Origin of the sequence: Polynucleobacter parvulilacunae, from assembly GCF_018881715.1 — a bacterium.
GTDB classification, from domain to species: Bacteria; Pseudomonadota; Gammaproteobacteria; order Burkholderiales; family Burkholderiaceae; genus Polynucleobacter; species Polynucleobacter parvulilacunae.
Window position 1 is genome coordinate 24,400 of the sequence record NZ_JACVPW010000013.1, and the last position, 25,499, is coordinate 49,898.

General features: G+C 46.8%; 18 protein-coding genes. 6 read left to right on the forward strand and 12 right to left on the reverse strand.

Features of this window, described 5'->3' with window-relative positions; all coding sequences use genetic code 11:
• On the forward strand, positions 1–3,132 hold the full coding sequence (locus ICN18_RS08545; RefSeq protein WP_216190089.1) for an efflux RND transporter permease subunit: 3,132 nt from the start codon (positions 1–3) through the stop codon (positions 3,130–3,132).
• An 88-nt stretch (positions 3,133–3,220) separates the two neighbouring features.
• Here the strand turns inward: ICN18_RS08545 and ICN18_RS08550 are convergent, their stop codons facing one another.
• The 5 genes from ICN18_RS08550 to ICN18_RS08570 all read right to left on the reverse strand — a co-directional run bounded on the left by ICN18_RS08550 (position 3,221) and on the right by ICN18_RS08570 (position 10,384).
• The gene (locus ICN18_RS08550) at positions 3,221–4,012 is read right to left on the reverse strand and encodes a bestrophin-like domain (protein ID WP_216190090.1); all 792 of its coding nucleotides are present in this window, start codon (positions 4,010–4,012) and stop codon (positions 3,221–3,223) included.
• A 51-nt stretch (positions 4,013–4,063) separates the two neighbouring features.
• Entirely contained in the window at positions 4,064–6,202 is a 2,139-nt protein-coding gene (locus ICN18_RS08555; RefSeq protein WP_216190091.1) for a M3 family metallopeptidase, read from the reverse strand.
• A 68-nt stretch (positions 6,203–6,270) separates the two neighbouring features.
• Positions 6,271–7,125, reverse strand: a complete 855-nt coding sequence (gene folD, locus ICN18_RS08560) for a bifunctional methylenetetrahydrofolate dehydrogenase/methenyltetrahydrofolate cyclohydrolase FolD (RefSeq protein ID WP_216190092.1) — start codon at positions 7,123–7,125, stop codon at positions 6,271–6,273.
• Positions 7,126–7,162: 37 nt separating this feature from the next.
• Positions 7,163–7,810 (reverse strand): response regulator transcription factor, encoded by a 648-nt coding sequence (locus ICN18_RS08565; protein WP_216190093.1) that lies wholly within the window; start codon positions 7,808–7,810, stop codon positions 7,163–7,165.
• Between the two features lie 48 nt (positions 7,811–7,858).
• Positions 7,859–10,384 carry a sensor histidine kinase gene (locus tag ICN18_RS08570; RefSeq protein ID WP_216190094.1) on the reverse strand — a complete coding sequence of 842 codons (2,526 nt, stop codon included), beginning with the start codon at positions 10,382–10,384 and terminating at the stop codon, positions 7,859–7,861.
• A 204-nt stretch (positions 10,385–10,588) separates the two neighbouring features.
• On the opposite strand from ICN18_RS08570, the gene aceE reads away from it, so the two are divergent.
• The 3 genes from aceE to lpdA are packed head-to-tail and all read left to right on the forward strand — an operon-like array spanning position 10,589 to position 16,708.
• On the forward strand, positions 10,589–13,285 hold the full coding sequence (gene aceE, locus ICN18_RS08575) for a pyruvate dehydrogenase (acetyl-transferring), homodimeric type (protein WP_216190095.1): 2,697 nt from the start codon (positions 10,589–10,591) through the stop codon (positions 13,283–13,285).
• Between the two features lie 15 nt (positions 13,286–13,300).
• Complete coding sequence (aceF, locus tag ICN18_RS08580; protein WP_216190096.1) at positions 13,301–14,917, forward strand: dihydrolipoyllysine-residue acetyltransferase; 1,617 nt, start codon at positions 13,301–13,303, stop codon at positions 14,915–14,917.
• A 9-nt stretch (positions 14,918–14,926) separates the two neighbouring features.
• Complete coding sequence (lpdA, locus tag ICN18_RS08585) at positions 14,927–16,708, forward strand: dihydrolipoyl dehydrogenase (protein ID WP_216190097.1); 1,782 nt, start codon at positions 14,927–14,929, stop codon at positions 16,706–16,708.
• A 102-nt stretch (positions 16,709–16,810) separates the two neighbouring features.
• On the opposite strand, the gene ICN18_RS08590 is transcribed toward lpdA, so the two are convergent.
• Complete coding sequence (locus ICN18_RS08590) at positions 16,811–17,365, reverse strand: phasin family protein (RefSeq protein WP_216190098.1); 555 nt, start codon at positions 17,363–17,365, stop codon at positions 16,811–16,813.
• A 205-nt stretch (positions 17,366–17,570) separates the two neighbouring features.
• On the opposite strand from ICN18_RS08590, the gene ICN18_RS08595 reads away from it, so the two are divergent.
• The gene (locus tag ICN18_RS08595) at positions 17,571–18,458 is read left to right on the forward strand and encodes a DMT family transporter (protein WP_216190099.1); all 888 of its coding nucleotides are present in this window, start codon (positions 17,571–17,573) and stop codon (positions 18,456–18,458) included.
• Between the two features lie 121 nt (positions 18,459–18,579).
• Complete coding sequence (locus tag ICN18_RS08600; RefSeq protein WP_216190100.1) at positions 18,580–19,584, forward strand: serine hydrolase; 1,005 nt, start codon at positions 18,580–18,582, stop codon at positions 19,582–19,584.
• A 14-nt stretch (positions 19,585–19,598) separates the two neighbouring features.
• Here ICN18_RS08600 and ICN18_RS08605 read toward each other — a convergent pair whose 3' ends face one another.
• From ICN18_RS08605 to ICN18_RS08630, 6 genes are all read right to left on the reverse strand, one after another.
• Entirely contained in the window at positions 19,599–20,432 is an 834-nt protein-coding gene (locus tag ICN18_RS08605; protein WP_216190101.1) for an IclR family transcriptional regulator, read from the reverse strand.
• 117 nt (positions 20,433–20,549) lie between these two features.
• Positions 20,550–21,584, reverse strand: a complete 1,035-nt coding sequence (locus tag ICN18_RS08610) for a quinone-dependent dihydroorotate dehydrogenase (RefSeq protein WP_216190102.1) — start codon at positions 21,582–21,584, stop codon at positions 20,550–20,552.
• A gap of 9 nt (positions 21,585–21,593) precedes the next feature.
• Positions 21,594–22,340 (reverse strand): arginyltransferase, encoded by a 747-nt coding sequence (locus ICN18_RS08615; protein ID WP_216190103.1) that lies wholly within the window; start codon positions 22,338–22,340, stop codon positions 21,594–21,596.
• Positions 22,337–23,074, reverse strand: coding sequence for a leucyl/phenylalanyl-tRNA--protein transferase (gene aat, locus ICN18_RS08620; RefSeq protein WP_216190104.1), 738 nt, complete (start codon positions 23,072–23,074; stop codon positions 22,337–22,339). The genes ICN18_RS08615 and aat overlap by 4 nt, the downstream gene beginning before the upstream one ends.
• A gap of 6 nt (positions 23,075–23,080) precedes the next feature.
• The gene (locus ICN18_RS08625; protein WP_216190105.1) at positions 23,081–23,641 is read right to left on the reverse strand and encodes an NUDIX hydrolase; all 561 of its coding nucleotides are present in this window, start codon (positions 23,639–23,641) and stop codon (positions 23,081–23,083) included.
• Positions 23,642–23,650: 9 nt separating this feature from the next.
• Entirely contained in the window at positions 23,651–25,477 is a 1,827-nt protein-coding gene (locus ICN18_RS08630; RefSeq protein WP_216190106.1) for a bifunctional chorismate-binding protein/class IV aminotransferase, read from the reverse strand.
• Between the last annotated feature and the right edge of the window lie 22 nt (positions 25,478–25,499).

Below are 25,499 nucleotides of genomic sequence, written 5' to 3' on the forward strand. Positions count from 1 at the left end.
ATGCTCTCTAAATTCTTTATCGAACGGCCGGTACTGGCCAATGTGATTGCTCTAGTCATGTTATTGATTGGGGCTGTATCCATTAATAGCTTGCCGATTGCACAGTACCCCAATATTGTTCCACCAACTATTCAGGTAACAGCACGGTATCCAGGTGCAAGTGCAACTCTGGTGCAGCAATTGGTGGCTAGCAATATTGAAACTCAGGTCAATGGTGTTGATGGAATGCTCTATATGGAGTCAGCATCCACCAATGACGGAAACTACACTCTAACGGTTACCTTTAAGGTTGGCACAGACCCCAATTTAGCTCAGGTCAATGTACAAAACCGGGTAGCCATTGCACTTCCTTCTTTGCCTCAGGCAGTGCAAAAGCAGGGCGTTACAACGAAAACACAATCCACTGCCATTCTGCAGTTCGTTACACTCACTTCATCTAACCCAGATCATGACGGCTTATTTTTAAGTAACCTGGCTAACTTAAAGTTGCAACAGCGTTTAGCGCGATTACCAGGTGTGGCGGCTGCGAATGTCTTTGGTGTGGGTAATTACAGTATGCGAGTTTGGCTTGATCCTGCCCAACTCAAGATGCGCAATCTGACGCCAAACGATGTCATCGCGGTTATTAATAAGCAAAATGTCTTGCTCACAGCAGGTCAAATTGGTGCTCCGCCCACACCGATGGGTCAAGATTTCCAGCTGACGCTCAATGTCACTAGCGCCATGACCACTCCTGAGCAGTTCGGCAGAATAGTGGTCAAGGCTGGCAGCAAGGCTGAAATAACCTATTTGCGGGATATCGCCAGAATTGAAATGGGCAGCCAGAATTACAGTCAATTCTTTAAGATTGATGAAAAACCTGCAGGCGGTATTGCGATCTATCAAATGCCCGGCGCCAATGCAATTGCAACCGCACAAGCAGTGCAAGATGAAATGAAGAGTATCGCTAAGACACTTCCAAAAGAAGTGACTTGGGCCATCCCATTTGATACCACCATGTTTGTGAAGGCCTCTATTCATGAGGTTTATAAAACACTGTATGAGGCAGGTATCTTGGTTCTACTCGTGATCATGATCTTCTTGCAGAACTGGCGTGCCACCTTAGTGCCTGCAACCACAGTACCTGTAACCATCATTGGCGCGTTTGCCTGTATGGCCGCGCTTGGCTTCTCCATTAACTTGCTCACCTTATTTGCGATCGTGTTGTGTATTGGTATTGTGGTCGATGATGCGATTGTGGTGGTTGAGGCAGTTTCTAAGAAGGTTGAAGAGGGTGAAAATCCTAAACAGGGTGCAATTGATGCTATGACGGCCCTGATGGGCCCGATTATTGGTATTACCTTGGTCTTGATGGCAGTATTTATTCCCGCCTCATTTATTGCGGGCATTACTGGGCAGATGTATCGGCAGTTTGCTTTGGTGATTGCAGCAACGGCTTTAATTAGCGGCATTAACGCGATCACCTTAAAGCCAACGCAGTCAGCCCAGTACTTAAAGCCGATTGACAAGAGCATAGTGAAAAATAAGCTCTATCAAAAGTTTGATTTGTATTTCAATCGTCTCGCAACTTGGTATGGTCACAAGATAGAAGGCTTGATGAGAAATCGAGCTAAGGCATCGATGGTAGGTATTGCCATTATTGCGGCCTCCCTCATTGGTTTGATGTTTGTTCCCACAGGCTTTATTCCAAATGAAGATCAAGGCTATTTGGTAGTTTCGACTACCTTGCCTGATGCGGCGTCTTTGCAGCGCACTGAAGAGGGTATGAAAAAAGCGGTTGAGGTAATCAAGAAGGTACCTGGCGTAGATACGGTTGTGGTGATCGGCGGCATTAACTTACTGAACAACAGCAGCTCCCAATCTAATAGTGGTGGCCTCTATGTCATCATGAAGAAGTGGGAAGATCGGGGCAAAGGCGAGGGCCTGCGTGACATCTATAACAATATGAATGCAGGGCTCAAACAGGTTCAAGAGCTTAAGTCTTTTGTGCTCTTGCCACCAGCCATTCCTGGTTTGGGTCTATCTGGTGGATTTGAGTTGAGATTAATGCTGACCGATGGCAGCAATAACTTTGCCAAGTTAGACGCTGCTACCAAGGCTTTCATTGCTGAGGCGCAAAAACATCCCGAGATCATGATGATCTTTACACCATTCCAGAACAATGTTCCGCAACTTCAGCTCAGCTTTAATGTGGGTAGGGCGGAAACTTTTGGTGTTGATATTGGGGATGCATATGATGTATTGCAATCCTATCTTGGATCTTCCTACGTAAATCAATTCTTTAAATACGGTCAAACCTACCAAGTGTATGTGCAGGCCGATGGTAAATATCGAAATGCTATAGAGCAGATAAATCGGCTCTATGTAAAAAATAAGAGTGGCAACATGGTTCCACTAGGATCCTTTATTGATGTTAAAGACACTACTGGTCCCGCCTTTGCATCACAGTTCCAGCTTTATCCTTCTGCGGCTGTCTTAGGTGCCGCCAATGAGGGTTACAGCTCAGGACAGGCAATGAAGGCCCTGGATCAGGTGGCTAAGACTTTGCCCGACGGTGTCGCCTATCAGTGGGCTGGTATGTCTTATCAAGAAAATTTAGTAGGCAATACTGTGATCTTGATCTTTGCGCTGTCGATCTTGTTGGTTTACTTGGTGCTTGCAGCGCAATATGAAACTTGGATAGCACCACTAGCCGTTTTAACGGCAGTTCCACTCTCTTTATCGGGAACGGTATTGGCCTTATTGCTTACGGGCCTACCAAACAATATTTACGTACAAATTGGTTTGGTATTGATGATTGCGCTTTCTTGTAAGAACTCCATTTTGATTGTGGAGGTTGCTATTGAGTGCAGACATAAGGGTATGAGCTTCGTAGATTCTGCCCTTGAGGCCTCTAGAGAGCGCTTTAGGCCAATCGTGATGACCTCAATCGCTTTCATATTGGGTGTCATGCCATTGCTGACCTCTACTGGTGCGGGTGCAGCAGCACGTATATCTCTGGGTATCACGGTATTTAGCGGTATGATCGCCTCAACCTGTCTGGCCGTAGCGCTAGTTCCTATCTTCTACGTAGAAATTGAAACCTTCTTTGAGAACCGTGCAAATAGGAAGGCAAATAAGGGCGTCCAATAACAGCCCTTTACCAATTAAGTCTAGATGTATTCAGACGCTAAAGCCACTCTTCGGAGTGGCTTTTTATTAATCCTATAAAGCGAACTTCTTAATTTGGCTTAAGGTTATTCAGCATGCGCAATGATTCTTGGATTTTATGGGGCTCCACTGGATTCCAACCTCGGTATGGTGATACGGCGATAAATAAAAATATCACTGTAGTCACAATACACAATGAAGCTATAGATAACGATACTTTCATTGCTTTAAGGCTTCCAAGATGGACTATGCCTACTGATAACAGCAGCAGGAATGAGAAGACTGGAATCGCTGGCCATTTTGTAAGACTATCGTTATCGTATGCCAGTGATTGTCTAGCTTGCCGGTCATGCCGAATGGTGCCAATAGCTGACAGGAGTTGACTTTCGATACCGCTACGTTGATTGGGCTGATAGGCGATGCCACTGATGATTTTATTTAAAGCTAGAAATTCTGGCGTTGAAATTTCACGCTTACTAGCATCTCTATTTGCCATGGCAGGCCATTCTTTTTCTATGACTGCAGTCAAATAGTTTTTCATCCCCGAGATTATTTTTTCCTGATCTTTCGCGGGAAGGACTGTCGCCGTGCTTACTATGGTTTCGACTGCATTTGATTCAGTGATGACATTGGAGATGGCTGATTGATGATGTTCAAATGAATAGCCCGCTAGGGTGGAGATCGCCAGACCGAAAATAAATGAGGTAATGGAAAGAAAAGAGGGCACTATTGCATCTGAATCATGGAGCCATCGGGATATGGGCGAATCATTCAGTGCCCAGTAAATTGCATAAGCGACGCCAGCTGTTATAAGCGTTGTTGCGACAATTAAAATTAGTAATTCAGTAGTGAAGAGGCTCATTGAGTACTTATAAATCCGTTATTAAAAAAATAGAAACCACAAATTTCGTTGTTAAGCTAGCCCGCCATGTCTTAAGAGGGCATCAATGCTGGGCTCTCTACCTCTAAAGGCTTTAAAGGATTCGGCGGCGGGACGACTGCCACCGACTTCTAAAATTTCCTCGCGATAACGCGCGCCAGTCTTTTCATCAAGGATGCTACCAGTCAGTTTTGCCGCCTCTTCAAAGGCAGAGTAGACATCGGCAGACAATACTTCTGCCCACTTATAGCTGTAGTAGCCCGCCGCATAACCACCAGCAAAGATGTGGCTGAAGGTATTAATCCAACGAGAAATAGTCGGCTGTGGAATGACATTAAATTGATCGGCAATTGCTCTAGAGAGATCTAGCACTGCTTGGCCTTGTGAATTCTTTGCATCAAAGCTCGCGTGTAGGCGCCAATCTGTTAATGACATCACGATTTGGCGTAAGGTCATATAGCCGTTTTGAAAGTTCTTAGCTGCTAAGATTTTTTCATAGAGCTCGCGCGGCAAAGGTTTGCCGGTTTCAGCGTGGGCAGTCATTTTCTCTAAGACTTCCCATTCCCAGCAGAAGTTCTCCATAAACTGGCTTGGCAACTCAACCGCATCCCACTCAACGCCATTGATTCCTGATACACCCAAAGCGCTCACTTGGGTTAAGAGATGGTGTAAACCATGGCCACTCTCGTGGAAGAGGGTAATCACATCATCGTGGGTAATGGTAGGTTGACGCAATACGCCATCCACCTTCACTGGCGGCGCAAAGTTGCAAACCAGATATGCAACAGGTACTTGAATCTCACCATCAGGTAGCACTCTACGACCGCGGGCATCATCCATCCAGGCCCCGCCACGCTTACCAGGACGAGCATAGGGGTCTAAGTAAAAGTAGGCCACGATATTGCCCTTGGCATTCTTGACGGAAAAGGATTGCACATCCGTATGCCAGGTCGGCAAGTTAGCAGCTTCAATCTTCACGCCAAACAAAGTCTGAATTACTTGAAAAAGGCCATCCAATACTTTGGGTAGGGGGAAGTATTGCTTGAGCTCATTTTCAGAGAAGGAGTAACGCTCTTGCTTTAATCTTTCAGATGCAAAGGCAACGTCCCATGGCTCTAAGCCATCAATAATCGAAAGTTCAGCCTTGGCAAATTCAGAAAGCTCTTGCCAATCCTTTAATGCAAAGGGTTTTGCCTTTTCTGCAAAATTAGTCAAGAAAGAATCAACTTCCTCAACGCTACTGGCCATCTTTGGCGCCAAGCTTAGGGCCGCATAATTTTTGAAGCCGAGCATGCGGGCTTCTTCATCGCGTAGTCTTAACTGCTCAAGCATATTTTGGGTGTTATCCCAATCTAATTTGCCTTTGGCATATTGTGGTGCTAGTTCAGAAGCGCGGGTAACGTATGCCTCATACATCAGGCGACGTAATGCTCGGTTCTCGGAGTACTGCATCACTGGATAGTAAGACGGGAAGTGCAGAGTGAATGCCCAGCCCTTGAGGTTCTTCTGCTGGGCGGTATCCGCAGCCGCCGCAATGACATCCTCAGGTAGGCCTGCTAATTCCGCTTTATCGGAGATCAGATGAACAAAGCCATCGGTTGCATCTAATACGTGATCTGAGAAGGCTTTGCCAAGTATTGCTTGCTCATCTTGAATTTGGGAAAAGCGCGGTTTATCACTATCACTGAGTTCTGCTCCGCCCAGTCGAAAATCACGTAAGGAGTTCTCAATCACTTTTTTCTGGGCAGTGCTCAGTTTTGCAAAGTCAGGAGCTTTGCTTAATTCTTTGAATTTCTTGTAGAGATCTAAATTCTGGCCAAGACTTGAAAAGAAGGCAGTTACCTTCGGCAACATCTCTCCATAAGCAGCGCGCAACTCTGGCGTGTCAGCAACGCTATTGAGATGAGAAATCACACCCCAAGATCTCCCAAAAGATTCTGTAGCGTCTTCCAATGGCTCTGCAAGTGCATCCCAATTAGATGGGGTGTTCGGATTAACTGCGACATCTACTGCATCTTGCGCGTGCTTGAGTAAATACTCAATCGCCGGTGCAATATGTTCTGGCTTGACTTCTGAGTAGGCGGCAATACCGCGACCAAACGTCAGCAGAGGATTGTTTTGTAATTCTATGGGGAGGTTTTTAGAGAGAGGGGTAGATGAGGATGTAGTCATCCCTCTAGCTTAATGGACTGGGAGCAATTTTGCCAAAAGTCCCAGTCAATCCCTTGATACAAACTCAGTTACAGTTTGGCAGCCTTTTCAGCCGCTTCCAAGGTGTTCATGAGTAGCATAGTGATAGTCATGGGGCCAACGCCGCCTGGAACGGGGGTTATCCAGCCAGCCACATACTTGGCAGTATCAAAATCTACGTCACCACACAGCTTGCCATCTGGCAGGCGGTTAATGCCAACGTCAATGACTACTGCACCATTCTTAACCATGTCGCCAGAGATCATCTTTGGCTTGCCGGTAGCAACCACCAAAATATCAGCGTCCTTAGTGTGGTGCGCTAAGTCACGAGTCTTGCTGTTACAAATGGTCACTGTTGCACCAGCTTGCAAAAGGAGCATCGCCATAGGCTTGCCCACAATATTAGAGGCGCCAACAATCACCGCGCGCGCACCGCGAATGGGGTACTCAATACTTTCGAGAATCTTCATGCAGCCATAAGGTGTGCAAGGCTTGAACTCGGGTTGGCCAACCATCAAAGCGCCAGCATTGGCAACGTGAAAACCGTCCACATCTTTTTCAGGGGCGATTGCTTCGAGTACATGTTCGGAAGCAATATGTTCTGGCAATGGCAGTTGTACCAAGATGCCATGAATCGCAGGATCTGCATTGAGGGTGGCAATACGAGCGAGTAATTCTTCTTCACCCAGCTCTGCAGAGTAGCGCTCTAAAACAGAATGAAAGCCTACATCTTCACAGGCTTTGACTTTATTGCGAACATATACGGCGCTGGCAGGATTGTCGCCAACCACAATGACAGCCAATCCAGGTCTTGTACCTTTGGCGGTAACAATGGCGCCACGAGCAGCAATCTCTGTGCGGAGTTTTTTTGAAAGGGCGTTTCCATCTAATAATTGGGCTGGCATAGAAAACCTCAGTGATTGCTCAGTGATTGCTCGGTGATTAATTCGGCTGAGGATCAGATAAAGCCAAGCGGAGCAGGTCGGCAACGGTGTTGACGTTGAGTTTCTCCATGATGTTGGCGCGGTGCGCTTCAACGGTCTTAATGGAAATGCCAAGATCATCAGCAATTTGTTTATTCAAGCGACCGGCAACAATGCGCTCGAGTACTTGACGCTCACGACCAGTCAACTTGCTGAGCAAGCTCTGGGTAATTTTGCGTTGGCTAGCTTGTGAGTAATCAACACGTGCTTTAGCAAGCATGCGATCTACTAAACCACAGAGGTCATTTTCTTTAAATGGTTTTTCAATGAAATCTACTGCACCACGTTTCATGGTGGAGACAGCCATTGATACGTCGCCATGACCAGTAATAAAAGCAACTGGCATAGGTAGGTTTTCACTAGTTAGGCGCTCTTGCAATTCAAGGCCCGACATACCGGGCATACGCACATCTAAGATAGCGCAAGAAATAGTGGACTTATCAGTGCTTTGTAAAGACTGCAAGAAACGTTCTGCGCTAGCGTGGCAACGTACAACGTAACCATTGCTTTCTAAAAGCCAAGTCAGTGAATCTCTAACCGCTTCATCATCATCCACTACGTAGACAACTTCGGCTTGGTTTGGTTTTGCAGTAGCGCTTAAGTTCATATCAGTTCTCGCGAGGTGATTCTGTAAATTCGATCTTAAAATTCAATGCTAAACATTAGCCTTGGATTCAGGTGATCCCAAGGGTAGAAGTATTGTAAAGGTGCAGCCAGCCAGCTTGGTCTGTTCTGAGTCCTGGACATTGGTGGCCCAAAGCCTGCCGTGGTGGGATTCGATGATGGAGCGGCAAATATTGAGGCCCATACCCATTCCATCCGATTTTGTGCTGAAAAACGGCTCAAAAATGCGTTCCAGCACGTTTTCAGGAATGCCGCCGCCAGCATCCGTCACCTGAATGCGAAGCATGGCTGGGAAGATGCTGGTATCCAAATCGGTGCTGATGCGCACGGGTGGCGCTGACCAGCGGGAGGAGAGGGGGTAGGCCTCGCGCACGCTATCTAAGGCATTTTTCAGTAGATTGACCACAACCTGCAGAATGAGGACCGGATCTAAGTTGACCACCGGCAGATTTTCAGCGATTTCAGACTGAATGCTTAAGCGGTGGCGATGGGCTTCAATTTCAACCAAACCAACTGCGTCATTAATAATTTCAGTGATGTTTGCTTCTTTCCGTTGAGGCTCGCTACGTTTAACGAAGCCACGAATCCGTTGAATGATGGTGCCCGCTCGATGTGCCTGTTCAGAGGCTTTTTCTAAGGCCGGCAAGATGTCTTTAGTTAAAGCGGGATCGAGGTGTCCATCAAGACGCTTTGCAACACCCATGCAGTAATTCGAAATGGCCGAGAGCGGTTGATTAAGTTCGTGCGCCAAAGAGGAGGCCATTTCACCCATGGTGGTGAGACGACTGGTAAATTGCATGCGTTCCTCTTGTAGGCGTGCTTGTTCATCTGCCGCCTTACGAGCGGTAATGTCGGTTGCAATTAATAGTTGTGCAAGGTGTCCGTCGACCCATGGAATAAAGCGACGACGAACCTCAAACCATTTATTGCTGCCATCAGTTAATTGAATATCCTCTGACTCTGATTCTTGATACAAGAACGAGGTCGGAATGCCATCACGTATGTAGTCTTGAAGATCTTGCGCAATGTTATGTAGGGTATCAATTTTCTTTTCTTGGTGAGCTAACTGAAAGTGCCCCTTAGAATCATTGCCAAAGTTTTCTCTGTAGAAGCGGTTAGCAAAGAGGAGCTCATCCGTTTCGAGAGAGACAACCGACACAGCCGCATCAAGACCTTCTAAAACGGTAGTAAAACGTTCCTGAGAAGCGGCTAATTCTTCACGAATCTTTTTAGGCTCAGAAATATCAATTAAGGAAGTAACCCAGCCGGTCTGCTTACCTTTTTCATTAATTAGCGGCGCAATAAAGGTACGCGTCTGAATCAAAGTGCCATCGCGCTTCAGAATGGCGCCTTCAATACCAATCTTCATGCTGCCAGAGATGTTGGCTTTTAAGGCGCGATTCATCTTATCTACAAGCTCATCTCGTCTGCTATCGGGCCAGAACGGAAAGGGTGGAGTAAGCCCCATTAGTTCTTCCGATGACCAACCTGTCATTTCACAAAAAGCTGGATTCACATATGTAATGCGTTTTTCCATGTCATGCGCACGAATACCCACTGGAGTCGAGTTCTCCATCGCATTACGAAAGGTGGTTTCTGTCCGCAGACTTGCTTCAGCCTCTTGACGGACTTGCATTTGTTTGAGAACGGACCACAAACTCCAGATCACGAATACGCACAATCCCAATACAACACCAATTAACATTCTGAAGGTCAGATTGGTTGGTGGCGGGTAGGTGTCAATGCGTAAATTAATGTTCGGGCTTAAGACGCCAATATCTAAGCTGGTCTGGTTGCTAAATGCTCTTTTGGGAGTATCTTTGTCCGAAGAGATGCCTAGTACTTTTTCATTGTCTGTCAGCAACGTAAAGCGATAGTGGGATTTGAGCTCGCTGGGGATAACATCCAATATGCCCTGAGTGGTATACAGGGAGGCTAAGAAGCCAACCACTTCACCGCCCACGATATTGGGCACGACTTGCCAAAAAACAATTTTTCTTTCGGCGGAAATGGGTTGATCACCCGGTAAATTTAAAGATACAAACTGACTAAAGGCTGCCCGACTAGTTACCCTGCTAAGTTCAATTGTAGTTAGAAGGCTGTCATTAATGAGTTGATCATTTTGCGTTTTGCTAATCCAGTCAGATTTGTTACTTTCTGCCGGAGCAGCCCACTGCCGCTGATTTTGATTATTCAACCAAATGATTTTTAAGATCTCATGATTATTTAAAACAATATCCTCTGCTTGCTCGCGAGCAATTTGTCGCAACTTGAGTTGATCTTCGCTAGCAGCTACTTCGCGATTAATAGTGGTTAATGCTTCAAGATTGTTTGCAAAGCGAGCCTGAATTCGTTGCTTTGCAAAAGAGAGCTCCCTAAACAAAGCGGCTTCTTGCTGATTCTTCTCTTGTAAATGCAGGGTGCCCAAAATAATGCCCATGACTGCCGTAAAGAGAAGAATTGCGAGCAGCGGGGTGTAAACGAGCCTAAATCCACGTATTTTGCGGAGCCATCTAATGGGGCTAAGGATGAGTCTAGAAATGGCCGTTTGTTTCATGAATAGGACAATTTTGCCCTAATTGACCACTTAGAAAAGCTTTTTTGCCTCTTTTGTCGGTTCTTATTTGCAGCGCAATAAATTACCACATTATGAGAAATACTATCATTATGTGGAAAATTCCTTGTTTACACCCATATACCTTCCTAGAATATTACCTATAGAGTTAATGACAAATTAAGCACTATTCAATGGAGACAAAAGATGGCAGCAGTTCCAGACCAAATATTAGGTAAACAGAATACCCATGATGCTGATCCGGGGGAGACTCAAGAATGGTTGCAAGCGCTTGATGGCGTTATTCGCAACGAGGGTCCTGAGAGAGCTGCCTATTTAATAGATCAACAAATTTCCCATGCGCGTGTCAATGGGGTGGTGCAGCCATTCCATGCGGAGACTCCTTACATCAATACGATTCCGGTTGAAAACCAGGCGCGTCTACCGGGCGATCAAAACGTAGAGCATCGCATTCGTTCATATACACGCTGGAATGCAATGGCAATGGTTCTACGCGCGAACAAAGATACGAACGTTGGCGGACATATTTCTTCATTCCAGTCAGCGGCTACTTTGTATGACGTTGGCTTCAATCATTTCTGGCATGCACCGTCTCCCGAGAATGGCGGCGATTTAATTTTTGTACAAGGACATTCAGCACCAGGTGTATACGCCCGTGCTTATATGTTGGGTCGTCTCGAAGAGAGTCAACTTAATAACTTCCGCCAAGAAGTCGGCGGTAAAGGTATTTCTAGTTATCCGCATCCTTGGTTGATGCCAGACTTCTGGCAGTTCCCAACGGTGTCGATGGGTTTAGGTCCGATCATGGCGATTTATCAAGCTCGCTTTATGAAGTACCTCACAGACCGTGGCTTTATTCAGGAGCAGGGGCGTAAAGTTTGGGCCTTCTTGGGTGATGGCGAAACTGACGAGCCAGAATCATTGGGCGCGATCGGCATGGCGGGTCGTGAAAAACTAGACAACCTCATTTTCGTCATTAACTGTAACTTGCAGCGCTTGGATGGACCGGTGCGCGGTAACGGTAGCATCATTCAAGAGCTCGAGAGCGAGTTTCGCGGTGCTGGTTGGAATGTGATCAAAGTAGTGTGGGGTGGCCAGTGGGATGCATTGTTTGCCCGCGATAAGAAAGGCATCTTGATGCAACGCCTTGGCGAAATCGTCGATGGCCAGTATCAGACTATGAAGTCTAAGAATGGTAGCTACGTTCGCGAGATCGTATTCAATACTCCAGAACTAAAAGCGTTAGTTAGCGACTGGAGTGATGATGAGATTTGGCAGTTGAACCGTGGTGGACATGATCCACATAAAGTTTATGCAGCATTTCATGCGGCGGTAAATCATAAGAAGCAACCTACTGTGATTCTGGCTCACACCATTAAAGGTTATGGCATGGGTGGCTCAGGCGAGGCAATGAACATTGCCCACCAAGCGAAGAAGATGAACGATGACGACGTGCGTCGTTTCCGTGATCGCTTTGAGATTCCTGTTAAGGATGAGCAGTTAGAAGAAATGCCTTTGGTGAAGTTTGCTGAAGGTAGCCCTGAGTTGGAGTACATGAAGGCGCGTCGTCAAGAGTTGGGCGGTTACTTGCCGCAACGCCGCACTAAAGCCGAAAGCTTGCCAGTTCCACCATTGGAAACTTTTGCGCCATTGCTTGAGGCAACTACTGAGGGTCGAGAGATCTCTACAACCATGGCATTTGTGCGCATGCTCAATACAGTGGTGCGCGACAAAGTACTCGGTAAGCGTGTTGTTCCAATCGTTCCAGATGAGTCCCGTACCTTTGGTATGGAAGGTATGTTCCGCCAGCTCGGTATCTGGAATCAATTAGGACAGCTCTACACACCAGAAGATCATGATCAATTGATGTTCTATAAAGAGGATAAGACTGGTCAGATTCTGCAAGAGGGCATTAACGAAGCTGGCGGTATGTGCGACTGGATCGCAGCTGCTACTTCTTACTCTACACATGGCGTACCGATGTTGCCTTTCTACATCTTCTACTCCATGTTTGGTTTCCAACGTATTGGTGACTTAGCTTGGGCGGCAGGTGATATGCGCAGCCGTGGATTCTTACTTGGCGGTACAGCCGGAAGAACAACATTGAACGGCGAAGGCTTGCAACACGAAGATGGCCATAGTCATTTGTGGAGTGGTGCGATTCCTAACTGCATTAGCTATGACCCAACATTCTCTTTTGAATTGGCTGTAGTGATTCAGGATGGTATGCGTCGTATGCTGGAAGTTCAGGAAGACGTTTATTACTACGTCACTTTGATGAATGAGAACTATTCACACCCAGCAATGCCTAAGGGTGCTGAAAAAGACATTATCAAGGGTATGTATAAGCTCAAGTCTGTTGGTGATGACAAGGCAAAGTTGCGCGTACAACTCTTGGGTTCAGGAACCATCTTCCGCGAAGTAATTGAGGCGGCTGAGATTTTGCATAAAGACTGGGGTATTGCTTCAGACTTATGGGGTTGCCCAAGCTTTACTGAGCTGGGTCGTGATTGGACTGCAGTTCACCGTAGCAATCTCTTAAACCCAACTGTTGAGCCTGCTTTGTCTCATGTAGAGAAGTGCCTAAAAGATACTTCAGGCCCAATCGTTGCAGCCACTGACTATGTTCGCTTGTTTGCTGAGCAGATTCGTCCCGCGATTCAGCACATGGGTCGTCGTTACGAAGTATTGGGCACCGATGGCTTTGGTCGCTCTGATACTCGTGAAAAACTCCGTGACTTCTTTGAGGTAGATCGTCGTTGGGTGGTTCTGACTGCCTTGAGATCTTTGGTTGACTCTGGTCAGCTTGACCGCTCTAAGTTGGCTGAAGCAATTAAGAAATACGATATCGACGCTACTAAACCAAACCCAATGACGGTTTGATAAGAGATAAATACTATGAGTCAAATAATTGAAATCAAAGTCCCGGATATCGGTGACTATAAAGATGTGCCAGTCATTGAAGTCTTGGTAAAGGCTGGTGACAGGGTTGAGAAAGAGCAATCCATCGTTGTGCTTGAGTCTGATAAAGCCACAATGGATGTTCCGTCATCACACTCTGGCATCGTTAAAGAGGTCAAAGTTAAGGTAGGCGACAACCTTTCTGAAGGATCACTTGTGATTACCTTAGAAGAGGGCGTAGGCGCTTCGGCTGCACCTGCAGCAGCGCCAGCAGCGAGCGCTCCTGCGCAAGCTCCTGTAACTGCTAGTACTGGTGCTCCGATTGAAATCAAAGTCCCGGATATCGGTGACTATAAAGATGTGCCAGTCATTGAAGTCTTGGTTAAGGCTGGTGACAAAATTGAGAAGGAGCAATCCATTGTTGTGCTTGAATCTGACAAAGCTACTATGGATGTTCCTTCATCACACTCCGGCATCGTGAAAGAAGTTAAGGTCAAGGTGGGCGACAACCTCTCCGAAGGATCGGTAGTCGTGATTTTGGAAGACGGAGCGTCAGGATCTGTAGCGGCGCCAGCGGCTGCACCTGTAGCAACGGCAGCTCAAACTGCTCCCGCAACGAAGGCTGTTGAGCCTCCAATTGCACGTGCACCAGCACCGCCTCCAATGAGCAATACACCTCCTCCGGTGGATGCCGCGGTTAGTCATGCAAGTCCATCGGTGCGTAAGTTTGCACGTGAGCTTGGCGTGACGGTTACTCAAGTTAAAGGTTCTGGCCCTAAAGGCCGAATTACACAAGAAGACGTTCAATCATTTGTAAAAGCAGCAATGAGTGGTGGCGCAGCAAGCTCTGCGGCAGCTTCTAGTGGCGGCAGCTTGGGCGGTCTTAATCTGATTCCTTGGCCGAAAGTGGATTTCACGAAGTTTGGTGAAATCGAGCGTCAGCCACTCAACCGTATTAAGAAACTCACAGCTGCCAATTTAGGTCGCAACTGGGTAATGATTCCTGCTGTGACTTATCACGAGGATGCAGACATTACTGACTTAGAAGCATTCCGTGTTCTTACCAATAAGGAGAATGAGAAGAAGGGCGTCAAGATCACTATGCTCGCTTTCTTAATGAAAGCTGCAGTAGCTGCGCTGAAAAAATATCCAGAGTTCAATAGCTCATTGGATGGTGATGATTTGATTCTCAAGAAATACTTCAATATTGGTTTTGCAGCAGATACCCCAACGGGATTGGTTGTGCCTGTCATTAAAGATGCTGATAAGAAAGGCATCTTTGAGTTGGCTAAGGAAACTTCTGATTTAGCGGCGCTCGCTCGTGATGGCAAATTAAAGCCAGATCAAATGCAGGGTGCCAGCTTTACGATTTCATCATTAGGTGGTATTGGCGGAACGTATTTTTCACCGATCGTTAATGCACCTGAAGTTGCTATTATGGGGGTGAGCAAAGCGTCTATGAAGCCAGTTTGGGATGGTAAGCAATTTGTCCCACGTCTTATTTGCCCGCTGTCCCTCTCCGCAGACCATCGTGTGATTGATGGTGCGTTAGCGACACGTTTTAATGTGTACATCGCTCAGCTCTTGGCCGACTTCCGTCGCGCTAGTCTGTAAGGAGGGTCTATGGCTAAGCAAACGATCCTTGTTCCGGATATTGGGGACTATTCAGATGTGCCAGTGATTGAAGTGCTGGTTAAAGTGGGTGATGTCATTGAAAAAGAGCAGCCTCTATTAGTGCTTGAGTCTGATAAAGCGACTATGGAGGTGCCTGCAGATGCTGCCGGTACTATTACTAGCATCGCAGTTAAATTAGGTGACAAAGTTAGCAAAGGTTCTGTGATCGCAGAAATTGAAGCGAGCGGTGCAGCACCTGCTGCTAAGTCTGCTTCAGCCCCAGCAGTATCCGCACCTGCACCAGCGCCAATTCTTGCCCCATCTCCAATAGCAGGGCAGTACAGCGGCAAGGTTGATCATGAATGTGAAGTGTTGGTGCTTGGTGCTGGCCCTGGCGGTTACAGCGCAGCGTTCCGTAGTGCTGACTTAGGTATGAATACTGTATTAGTAGAGCGCTATCCAACTCTAGGCGGTGTGTGCTTGAACGTAGGCTGTATTCCATCCAAGGCATTGCTGCACACAACTTCAGTCATGGATGAAGTCAAAACCATGGCTAAGCACGGCATTACATTTGGTGCGCCAAAGATCGAGATCGATCAGTTGCGTGGCTATAAAGAGTCAGTCATCGCCAAATTGACTGGTGGCCTTGCTGGAATGGCAAAGGCTCGGAAAGTAAAAGTAGTGCGTGGTCTGGGTAAGTTTCTAGATGCAAACCATGTCGAGGTTGAGTTAACCGATGGCACTGGCCAAGATTTAACTGGCAAAAAAGAAGTAGTGCATTTTCAGAAGGCGATTATTGCTGCTGGTAGCCAACCAGTGAAATTACCTTTCTTACCAGAAGATCCGCGCATTGTAGATAGTACTGGCGCCTTGTTGCTTAAGAGCATTCCCAAGCGCATGCTCGTCATCGGCGGTGGCATCATTGGTTTAGAGATGGCTACTGTTTACAGCACGCTAGGCTCACGTATTGATATCGCGGAAATGATGGATGGCCTGATGGCTGGCGCTGATCGTGATTTGGAGAAAGTCTGGGAAAAGTTCAATGCCGGACGTTTTGAAAAAATCATGCTCAAGACTCGTGCAGCGAAAGCAGAAGTAAAGCCTGATGGTATTCAGGTTTCTTTCGAAGGTGATAATGCTCCAGCCGAACCACAAACATATGACTTAGTTTTGGTTGCAGTAGGCCGTACTCCGAATGGCAAGAAGATTGATGCTGGCAAAGCAGGTGTTCAGGTGGATGAGCGCGGCTTTATTCCGGTTGATAAACAAATGCGCACCAACGTCCCTAATATTTTTGCAATTGGTGACTTGGTTGGTCAGCCGATGTTGGCTCACAAGGCGGTGCATGAAGGTCACGTTGCTGCCGAAGCTGCTGCTGGTGAAAAATCTTATTTCGATGCGAAGCAAATTCCCTCTGTTGCCTATACTGATCCTGAGGTAGCTTGGGCTGGATTGACAGAAGAGCAGTGCAAAGCTCAAGGTATTGCTTATGAGAAGGGTTTATTCCCATGGGCTGCAAGTGGGCGCGCAATCGCTAATGGACGTGACGAAGGTTTTACTAAGCTCATTTTTGATGCCGCCACCCATCGCATTATTGGTGGAGGCATTGTAGGTACACACGCTGGCGACCTTATCGGCGAAGTGTGTCTTGCTATTGAGATGGGTGCTGATGCAGTGGATATCGGTAAAACAATTCACCCACATCCAACCCTAGGTGAATCAGTTGGCCTTGCTGCAGAAGCGGCCCACGGCCATTGCACGGACTTGCCGCCAGTGAAAAAGAAAGCCTAAGAAGCTTTTCGATTTACTGCAGTAAGTAGCGGAAACAAAAAAGCCCCGAGCAATCGGGGCTTTTGCATTGCCGAGCACCTGAAGTGCAGGGTAAGATATTTATTACTTCTTCTTACCGGCTTTACTCGCTGTGTCGGCAGCCTTCATAACAGTTTCAGTAGCGCTAGTGAGGTTTGTTTGCGCAACCTCTACCGCATGTTTTACAGCCTTTTGACTGGTTTCAAATACATTGTTTGCAGAAGCAATGGCTTGCTTCATTGCTTGAACGGCTGCATCAGATCCAGCCGGTGCATTCTTGGTCCACTCTTCAACTAAAGAGTTGATTTTCTTTTGACCAGCTTGGAATTCTTTTTCAGCGGACTCTGTGAAACTGTTTTGAGTCTCGTGCGCCAATTCATATAGATGACGGCTGTAAGCCATAATCTTTTCTGCCATTGGCTGTACTGCTTCTGCTTGATGGGCAAGTAATTGCTGAATATCTTTTACTTCCAATGCTTTCTTGGCGCTATTCATGCTGTCGCTCAAACTTTGCTTGGCGATGTGCATATTGAGTTCAACCAATTTTTCGATGCTCTGCAATGCTTGATTGGTCAATCCACTCAAGGTCTCTAGGTTTGCTTTTTGTGCTGCGGCAATTTGTTCTGGAGTTAAGTTCATGTTTATCTCTTTTCGTTTAACTGCGTCTTTATTTCTTTATTCTCACTTTAGGCTCTTACCTAATGTACTCTCTTTATGCCATTATATTTCAAATATATTGCGTTGCAGCATAAGTTACACAAAATGAATCCAGGTTGGGTAGTGAGCAAAAGAGCCTAAAATTGGGCCCTAAATTAAAAATCTCAATATTTTCAGTAAGTTATCTATGAAGCTTTCGCTAGACAACGCCATAGCCCCAATATTTGTGCTCATTTGGAGCACGGGCTTTGTCATTGCCCGTTTAGCGATGCCATATGTCGAGCCAGCTACCTTTTTGTTTTGGCGTTTTGCAGGGGTTTTAGCGGCCATGGCAGCACTTAGTTTGGTGTGGAGAATCACGTGGCCCAGTTGGTCACAAATCAAACACATCGCGGTTGCTGGCATCTTGCTGCAGTTTGGTTATTTGTTGGGAGTTTGGTTTGCTGTCCGCCTGGGAATGACGGCAGGTCTCGTAGCCATCATTGTTGGTTTGCAACCCATCGTGACCGCATGGTTTGCTGCGTGGATTTCAGAAAAAGTAACGCCGCGTCAGTGGATCGGTCTAGGCTTTGGATTTGCGGGTGTAGCTTTAGTGGTCGTTGAGAAAATTGCTTTTGTACACATTCCATTGGCTAGCTACATATTGGCATTTATTGCACTGCTGTCCATTACGTTTGGCACCTTGTACCAAAAGAAATTCTGCCCTATATTTGATCTGCGTGCCGGATCTTCTATTCAGTTTGGTGTTTCAGCAGTGCTGTGCTTTATCTGCATGTGTTTATTTGAGTCGGGAGAGATGGTTTGGAATCTCTCTGTCACTGGCGCCTTACTATGGGCAATCTTTCCCTTATCCATTGGATCAATTAGTTTGCTCTTCATGATGATTCGCAAGGGTGCTGCTACTAAAGTGACAAGCTTTCTCTACTTGGTGCCACCAACAACGGCCGCAATGGCTTGGCTCTTATTTGATGAGCCATTTACATTATTAATGGCGGTTGGCTTGTGTTTGACAATGACTGGCGTAGTGCTCGTAAATGCCCGTCAGGCCAATACAGTAGCAACGATTGCAGAGTAGGGTGATCACATTAGCATTCATTTAGTGGGATGAATTACCTAGATTGGGGCGAATAAAACCGCCTTGTCCTGGGAAATTAATTATCATTCCGTATGTTGAAAGTTTTGGAAGGTATTTTGGGATGCGTTTGAATCGATTTTGGCCCTTGGGCGTTGCATTGCTATTTTCGCTTGGAGTGTTAGGTAGTGCGCCTGTGCAGGCTTCAACAAAAGAAAAGCAGAAGCAAGCAAAGTCTACAAAAGTGGTGACTAAGTCACCTAAAAGAGCCAAAACTGTCCGAGTTACCGTTACTAGATCATCGGCACCCGTAGTCGCCGCCGCTCCCTCATTAGCTACTGCTCTAGGTTTACGTGGTCAGCATGATGAGCTCAATCTCAAATCCACAGTTGTCATGGTTGTCAATCAAGATACAAGGGAAGTGTATTACGAGAAGAACCCTTCAGTTAGCCTGCCAATTGCATCGATTACCAAGTTAATGACTGCAATGGTGGTACTGGATTCTAAATTGCCGTTAGATGAGACGATAGTTATTAATGCAGATGATGCCCATATTTATAGACATTCAAGATTGGCGGAGGGCACAGTCCTAACGCGTGAAGAAGCGCTGCTTTTGGCTTTAATGTCTTCAGAAAATAGGGCTGCCTATACGTTAGCAAGGAATTATCCGGGCGGCCTTCCATCCTTCACCGCGGCCATGAATCGTAAAGCTAAAGAGCTAGGAATGGACCATTCACATTTTGAGGATCCTACGGGGCTAACGAGTGAGAATGTTGCTTCGGCTGAAGACCTTACCCGGATGCTAAATGCGGCATATCAATACAAAATGATTCGGGAGTTTTCAACCTGGCCAGATTTGACGATGGTTATTGCTAAGCGCCCACAGAAATTTCTAAATACCAATCGTTTGGTTCGTTCGGGCGATATGGATATTGGACTTCAGAAAACAGGATTTATTAATGCAGCTGGAAGATGTTTGGTGATGCAGGCGCGAGTGAATAACACGCCTTTGTTATTAGTCTTCTTAGATTCTGTTGGAACACAATCGCGTTTTGCTGATGCAGTACGTGTGCGTGATTGGTATGAGCGCATGCCTTCAGGCGGTGCTCACGCTATTCGTCGCTTGTGATCTTAATTGGTGGGTTAGTTTGCTGAGCCTGGCTCAGCAGACTTGGGCTTAAAGCCCATGCCCTTAGATATCTGCAAGGCGGTTTCTTGAAGTGCGCGTAACCAATCTGCCTGAATGCGATCGGTTGGGGCGCTCAGAGAGAGGCCGGCAACCAATTTTCCAGTGTCATCCAAAATTGCAGCGGCTAGACAGCTCACACCAAGCTCTAATTCTTCATCGTCACGGGCGCTGCCTACTTTGCGAACGTGATTGAGTTCAGTCTCTAGTTTGCCAAGCTCGGTAATGCTGTTGCGTGTATGGCCTGATAGACCAGTACGAGTGACATAGGCGCGAACCTGACCAGGATCATCGCTTGCTAAAAAGAGTTTGCCAACCGAGGTAAGGTGTAGCGGGGCACGACCACCAATGGCGCGCACTACCTGCATACCTGAGCGTTCGCTGTAGGCGCGATCAACGTAAACGATCTCATCGCCTTGGCGTACCGATAGGTTCACAGTCTCACCAGTGAGTTTATGAAGAGTGCGCATTGGGAGTTGCGCAGCTTCACGAACAGATAGGCGTGCTTTCACTAAGTTGCCAAGCTCTAATAGCTTTAGGCCTAAACGGTAAGTGCCACCATCGCCACGCTCAACCAAGCGGCACGCAACCATGTCATTCAGAATGCGGTGGGCGGTAGATGGGTGTAGCCCAGTAATTTCAGCCAAATTCTTCAGGCTGCTGGCATCTTCTTGATCGGCAAGGGCGTCGAGCAAATTCATCATGCGCTCCACTACCTGGATGGCAGTTTTGCCAACCTCGCCAGTAGCTTTCGGAGTTTTAATGGGTTTGCTGGTGTTCATAGACCTCATTGTAGCGATTTCGAATGAAATTGCATATTATGAAATCTGATTTTATAGAGCTAATTCAGTAAATTAGGGTGCTGCAGCAGTGTTTTGGGGTTGCTTTAGGGTTGCTTTAGGGTTGTCCTACGGCTGTCTTAGGGCCTTAGCGCACTCATTAACGAGATCAGGGCCGCGATAAATTAAGCCACTATAGAGTTGGACTAGGCTCGCACCAGCCATGATCTTCTCACGGGCATCGGCGCCCGATAGGATGCCGCCTACACCAATGATGGGTAATTGGTTGCCCAATCTTGCTTTGAGTGCCTTGATCACGACATTTGAGGCATGACGCACTGGCGCTCCCGATAGGCCTCCAGATTCAGTTCCAAATGCCATTCCCTGTACTGCATCTCGAGAGATAGTTGTATTGGTAGCAATAACAGCATCGATTCCAAACTCCATGAGGAGGTCAGCAATCAGATTGATATCGCCATGATCTAAGTCTGGGGCAATCTTCAGAAAGAGTGGCTTACGTACACCATAGCGATCACTTAAACGTTTTCTGGCTGCATCAAGACTACCCAATAATTCACGGAGCATTGCTTCGCCCTGGAGGGCGCGCAGATTCTGAGTGTTAGGAGAAGAGATGTTGACGGTGATGTAAGTCGCAATTTCATAAACGGCTTCCATTGCTAGAACATAGTCACGTGATGCTTCTTCGATAGGGGTGCTAGCATTCTTACCAATATTCAAACCCAGTACGCCACCGCTTTGCCAAAACTGGGAGCGGCGTACGCGTGCTACGCAAGCATCAACACCATCATTGTTAAAGCCCATGCGATTAATAATGGCCTGAGCTTCGGGTAAACGAAACATCCGTGGTTTAGGGTTGCCAGGTTGTGGTTTTGGTGTAACTGTACCAATCTCTAAAAACCCAAAACCCAATGCAGCGAGTGCATCGATGTGTTTGCCATCTTTGTCTAATCCTGCAGCCAGCCCAACCGGATTTGGAAACTCAATACCGCAGAGTGATTGCGGATCGTTCATCGGCTTATTTACTAAACGTTCTAAAAAGCCCCAACGTTGAGCACGATCTAAATTGCTGAGGGTGAGGTTATGGGCTTTTTCTGGGTCTATACAAAAAAGCCAAGGGCGAAGAAGAGAGTAACGATCGATCATGGGTAGATATTATGACTCAGACAAGGATTGCCAATGGTCATCAATCAAACCTTCTAAAGGTTGATATTTAATCTTGTATGACATCTTGTCACTTTCCTTGATGTAGTACCCAAGGTAAAGGTAAGGCAGGTCTAAGACGCGAGCTTGTTCAATCTGCCACAAAATACTGTAAGCGCCATAACTCGCAGTAGGCTCAGAGGTGTCATAAAAGGTATATACCGATGAGATACCCTGTTCCAGTATGTCAATCATGCTCACCATACGCAAACGTCCGGGGTGTGGGTCATGTGCACCATCCCGAAACTCGACAATGCGGGAGTTGACGCGACTTTGTAATAGAAACTGCATGTACTGATCTTGGTCATCACTATCCATGTCGCCGCCTGCGTGGCGCTCAGTTTGATAGCGTTGATAGAGTTGGTAGTGCTCTTCTTGGTAGCCAAGATTCAGAACGGAAGCCTCAAGGCCCGCATGTTTTTTCTGGGCGCGACGTTGGCTACGCGAAGGTGTAAATTGATTTACTAAAATACGCGTGGCAACGCAGGCTTTGCATTCATCGCAATAGGGTCGATAGGTATATAAACCACTACGCCTAAAGCCTGCATTGAGTAAATCACTATAGACATCTGCATTAATTAAATGCGATGGAGTGGCTACCTGAGAACGTGCCGTTTTATTGGGGAGATAGCTACAGTCATACGGAGCAGTTGCATAAAACTGCAGCGTAGTCAGGGGAAGTTCTTTGAGCTGGGTCATAGCCAGTAATGCAGGATAGTTTTATCAAAAGTCCAATGTTGCTTAATCTTAGTTTGATTTATGGATATTTGCAGTTGCTCTAAAAAGACCTGTCTGGATATTGGAGCAGCACCCAATGAGAGGAGGTGGGCCGTTTCTTGTTGGCAGTCGATCATCTGGACGTCGTTATCTAGACACCAGGCGCTGAGGGCTGCTAATGCGATTTTAGAGGCATTGGTCTTGCGGCTAAACATGGACTCACCAAATACCATGCCGCCAAAGGAAACACAGTAAAGCCCCCCAGTAAGCTGGCCTTCCTCTATAACGGCAATGCTATGGGCATTACCTTGTTCGTGAAGAGCTGTGTAAGCATTAATAATCTCATGGGTAATCCAAGTGCCGTCTTGGTCTTTACGGCTACTCGTAGCGCATGAACGTATGACAGCACCAAAATCGTCATCCACCACTATTTGTGACTGGGCGTTTTGACAAAATGAGCGAATGATTTTTCGTAATGAGTCGCTGCACTTAAACTCATTAGGCTTTAATACCATTCGGGGGTCAGGTGACCACCAGAGAATGGGTTGATTGTCGAAGTACCAAGGAAAGATACCTTGTTGGTACGCGCGCGCGAGTTGTCCTGGGTAGATATTTTCGCTAACAGCAATTAAGCCAGGCACACTAGGATCGGGATCTGCCTCTGTGAGGGGATTTGGAAAAGGATCGTGCGGCCCTAGCCAAGCAATCTGACCCATGTCGACTCAAATTCGTTCAGATGGCAAAACATCGCGGCTGCGCACATGAAACTCTTTTCCTGTATCCAAGATGCCAGCAGCGCGATCAGCAAAGAACCACTCGAGCGTTTGCTTAACAGTGGGGAAGGCTAAGTCAGCCCAAGGAATTTCATGTTCATGAAAGAGTGCTACCTCTAAGCTTTCTTCGCCAGCGGAGAATTCTGGTGTTGTCATCGTCGCTAGATAAAACAGGTGCACTTGTTCTGCATGCGGCACATTTAACAATGAATAGAGGGGGCCAATTTCTACAACAGCGCCTGCCTCTTCAAGAGTTTCACGTGCGGCACCATGACTAGTGCTTTCACCCAACTCCATAAATCCGGCAGGGAGTGTCCAAAAGCCATGACGTGGTTCAATCGCTCGACGACATAAAAGAATCTGTTTGCCATACACCGGAATGCTACCCACGACATTACGAGGATTTTGATAATGAATACTGCCGCAGGATTCGCAGACATGACGTTCACGAGAATCATCCGCTGGAATTTTGATCGTCAATACGGCGGCGCAGTTAGGGCAATACTTCATGCTGACTTTCTAAAAATGGGCTTTGATAGCGCCGCGGAGGGCATTACTAAGGATAATCTCTTCCGCCATTGAAACATCATTAATAGTCAGGTTAGCTTCACGGGCATTCAGGGAAGGGTCTGCAAGCAGGGCGGCTCGCATGACTCCAGGTAAAAGACCTGCTGAAACAGGTGGCGTTAGCCACTCAGAGCTGCCTTGGGGTTTAACAAAAATGCTAGTCCTGCCACCTTCAGTCACAAAGCCTTGCTCATTCACAAAAAGTGCATCAAAACCACCTAGCTGAACCGCTTTTTGCCAAGCTTCATCGTATAAAGTGCGATTGCTGATTTTGTGACGTAATAAAGCATCCCCAGAAAACATCGTTACATCACCAGGAAGAATATCTTTAGCCCAAAATATTTTGACAGGCTCATTTGTCTGGTGAATCACAGCGCTAGCAACGGATAGCTCTCCGTTAGGAGAGAGATCAAGTCTTAATCGATAGGATAGAGATGTATCTAATGATGCGCAGGTCTTCAAGGTTAGCTTCTCTGCATGCTCAGCATCAAAAGCAATTCTTAAAGCGCGGGCAGAAGCTTGCATACGCTGCAGATGTTCTCGCAGTCGCAGCGGCTCACCTTTAGAGATCGCAATGGTTTCAAATAAACCGGTAGCACTCGGAAGATCCATGAGAAAGGCCGCCTTAATTCGGCACTCTTGCCATTCTTGGGTTGCATCAGAATCGTTGGTAATACCGGCACCAATACCTAACGAGAAAGTAGATGCATGAGATTGATTGTCTTGTTCAATTTCCACAGTACGAATTGGAACGCTAAAGGCAAAGTTGCCATTAGGATCAAGCCAACCAAGGGCGCCACAATAGTAGCCGCGATCTACAGGCTCTAATTCTTGAATAATTTCCATGCTGCGTTTTTTGGGGGCACCCGTGACAGAGCCACATGGAAAGACTGCCGTAAAAATATCCAACAGGCCTATCTCTGGTTTGATTTGGCCTTGCACGGTAGATGTCATTTGTAAAACATCACCATGTCTGGCAACTTCGAATAGATTGGGAACGGTGACTGTTCCCGGTAGAGAGATGCGACTGAGATCATTTCGCAGCAGATCAACAATCATGACGTTCTCTGCTTGATTCTTTGGATCGTCGGATAGGGCACTCGCTTCTGCAGATAGGGCGCTAGCGGTACCTTTCATTGGCATCGCTTTTAATGTATTGCCATTACGAGCAATAAAAAGTTCTGGCGATTGCGACAATAAAAAGTGGCCATCATGTTCTATGTAGGCACCAAATCGACCGGGCTGTCGATCTCTTAAGCGACTATAGAGACTTAGTGGAGCGCCATACGTCTTGCCGGTAATGCGATAGGTGTGATTGATCTGATAGCTATCGCCACTGCGAATATATTCTTGTATTGCTTCAATATCAGTAGAAAATTGCTCCTCATCCAGAGAGGCCTGCACATCCAACACCCCAGCACCTGTATCGGAACGATCAAGTAAGGCTAGCTTACTGGAGATGTAGTGATCTATATCTTGCTTAGAAAGTGTTTTGAAGTCCGCAAAAGACCAGGCCTCGATGAGGGGGTGAGGGCTACCTGAGTAATTTACACGTGCTGGCAGTTTGTGAATCAATCTGCCTAGTTCGTAAGCAAAGGCCGAGACGACATATTCACCTCTGGCTAAAGCGGTAGATATTTCTGTGAAGCAATTTTTTACCGCCGCTAAATCTTCTTCTGGATTGCCGCTAGGTAGTACGCGCCAATAATGAAGCGCGTTTTCATAGAGGCGGCTAGTGGGCGAGGCCGCGGTGCTTTGCGCATCATCGAGCAAAATCATCGCGGCTAACCCAGTAAGTTCT

Excerpts from the sequence above, each read along its gene's own strand:
- ICN18_RS08545 (WP_216190089.1), top strand. The coding sequence starts at position 1 with ATGCTCTCTAAATTCTTTATCGAACGGCCGGTACTGGCCAATGTGATT.
- ICN18_RS08550 (WP_216190090.1), bottom strand. The coding sequence starts at position 4,012 with ATGAGCCTCTTCACTACTGAATTACTAATTTTAATTGTCGCAACAACG.
- ICN18_RS08555 (WP_216190091.1), bottom strand. The coding sequence starts at position 6,202 with ATGACTACATCCTCATCTACCCCTCTCTCTAAAAACCTCCCCATAGAA.
- folD (WP_216190092.1), bottom strand. The coding sequence starts at position 7,125 with ATGCCAGCCCAATTATTAGATGGAAACGCCCTTTCAAAAAAACTCCGC.
- ICN18_RS08565 (WP_216190093.1), bottom strand. The coding sequence starts at position 7,810 with ATGAACTTAAGCGCTACTGCAAAACCAAACCAAGCCGAAGTTGTCTAC.
- ICN18_RS08570 (WP_216190094.1), bottom strand. The coding sequence starts at position 10,384 with ATGAAACAAACGGCCATTTCTAGACTCATCCTTAGCCCCATTAGATGG.
- aceE (WP_216190095.1), top strand. The coding sequence starts at position 10,589 with ATGGCAGCAGTTCCAGACCAAATATTAGGTAAACAGAATACCCATGAT.
- aceF (WP_216190096.1), top strand. The coding sequence starts at position 13,301 with ATGAGTCAAATAATTGAAATCAAAGTCCCGGATATCGGTGACTATAAA.
- lpdA (WP_216190097.1), top strand. The coding sequence starts at position 14,927 with ATGGCTAAGCAAACGATCCTTGTTCCGGATATTGGGGACTATTCAGAT.
- ICN18_RS08590 (WP_216190098.1), bottom strand. The coding sequence starts at position 17,365 with ATGAACTTAACTCCAGAACAAATTGCCGCAGCACAAAAAGCAAACCTA.
- ICN18_RS08595 (WP_216190099.1), top strand. The coding sequence starts at position 17,571 with ATGAAGCTTTCGCTAGACAACGCCATAGCCCCAATATTTGTGCTCATT.
- ICN18_RS08600 (WP_216190100.1), top strand. The coding sequence starts at position 18,580 with ATGCGTTTGAATCGATTTTGGCCCTTGGGCGTTGCATTGCTATTTTCG.
- ICN18_RS08605 (WP_216190101.1), bottom strand. The coding sequence starts at position 20,432 with ATGAGGTCTATGAACACCAGCAAACCCATTAAAACTCCGAAAGCTACT.
- ICN18_RS08610 (WP_216190102.1), bottom strand. The coding sequence starts at position 21,584 with ATGATCGATCGTTACTCTCTTCTTCGCCCTTGGCTTTTTTGTATAGAC.
- ICN18_RS08615 (WP_216190103.1), bottom strand. The coding sequence starts at position 22,340 with ATGACCCAGCTCAAAGAACTTCCCCTGACTACGCTGCAGTTTTATGCA.
- aat (WP_216190104.1), bottom strand. The coding sequence starts at position 23,074 with ATGGGTCAGATTGCTTGGCTAGGGCCGCACGATCCTTTTCCAAATCCC.
- ICN18_RS08625 (WP_216190105.1), bottom strand. The coding sequence starts at position 23,641 with ATGAAGTATTGCCCTAACTGCGCCGCCGTATTGACGATCAAAATTCCA.
- ICN18_RS08630 (WP_216190106.1), bottom strand. The coding sequence starts at position 25,477 with ATGATTTTGCTCGATGATGCGCAAAGCACCGCGGCCTCGCCCACTAGC.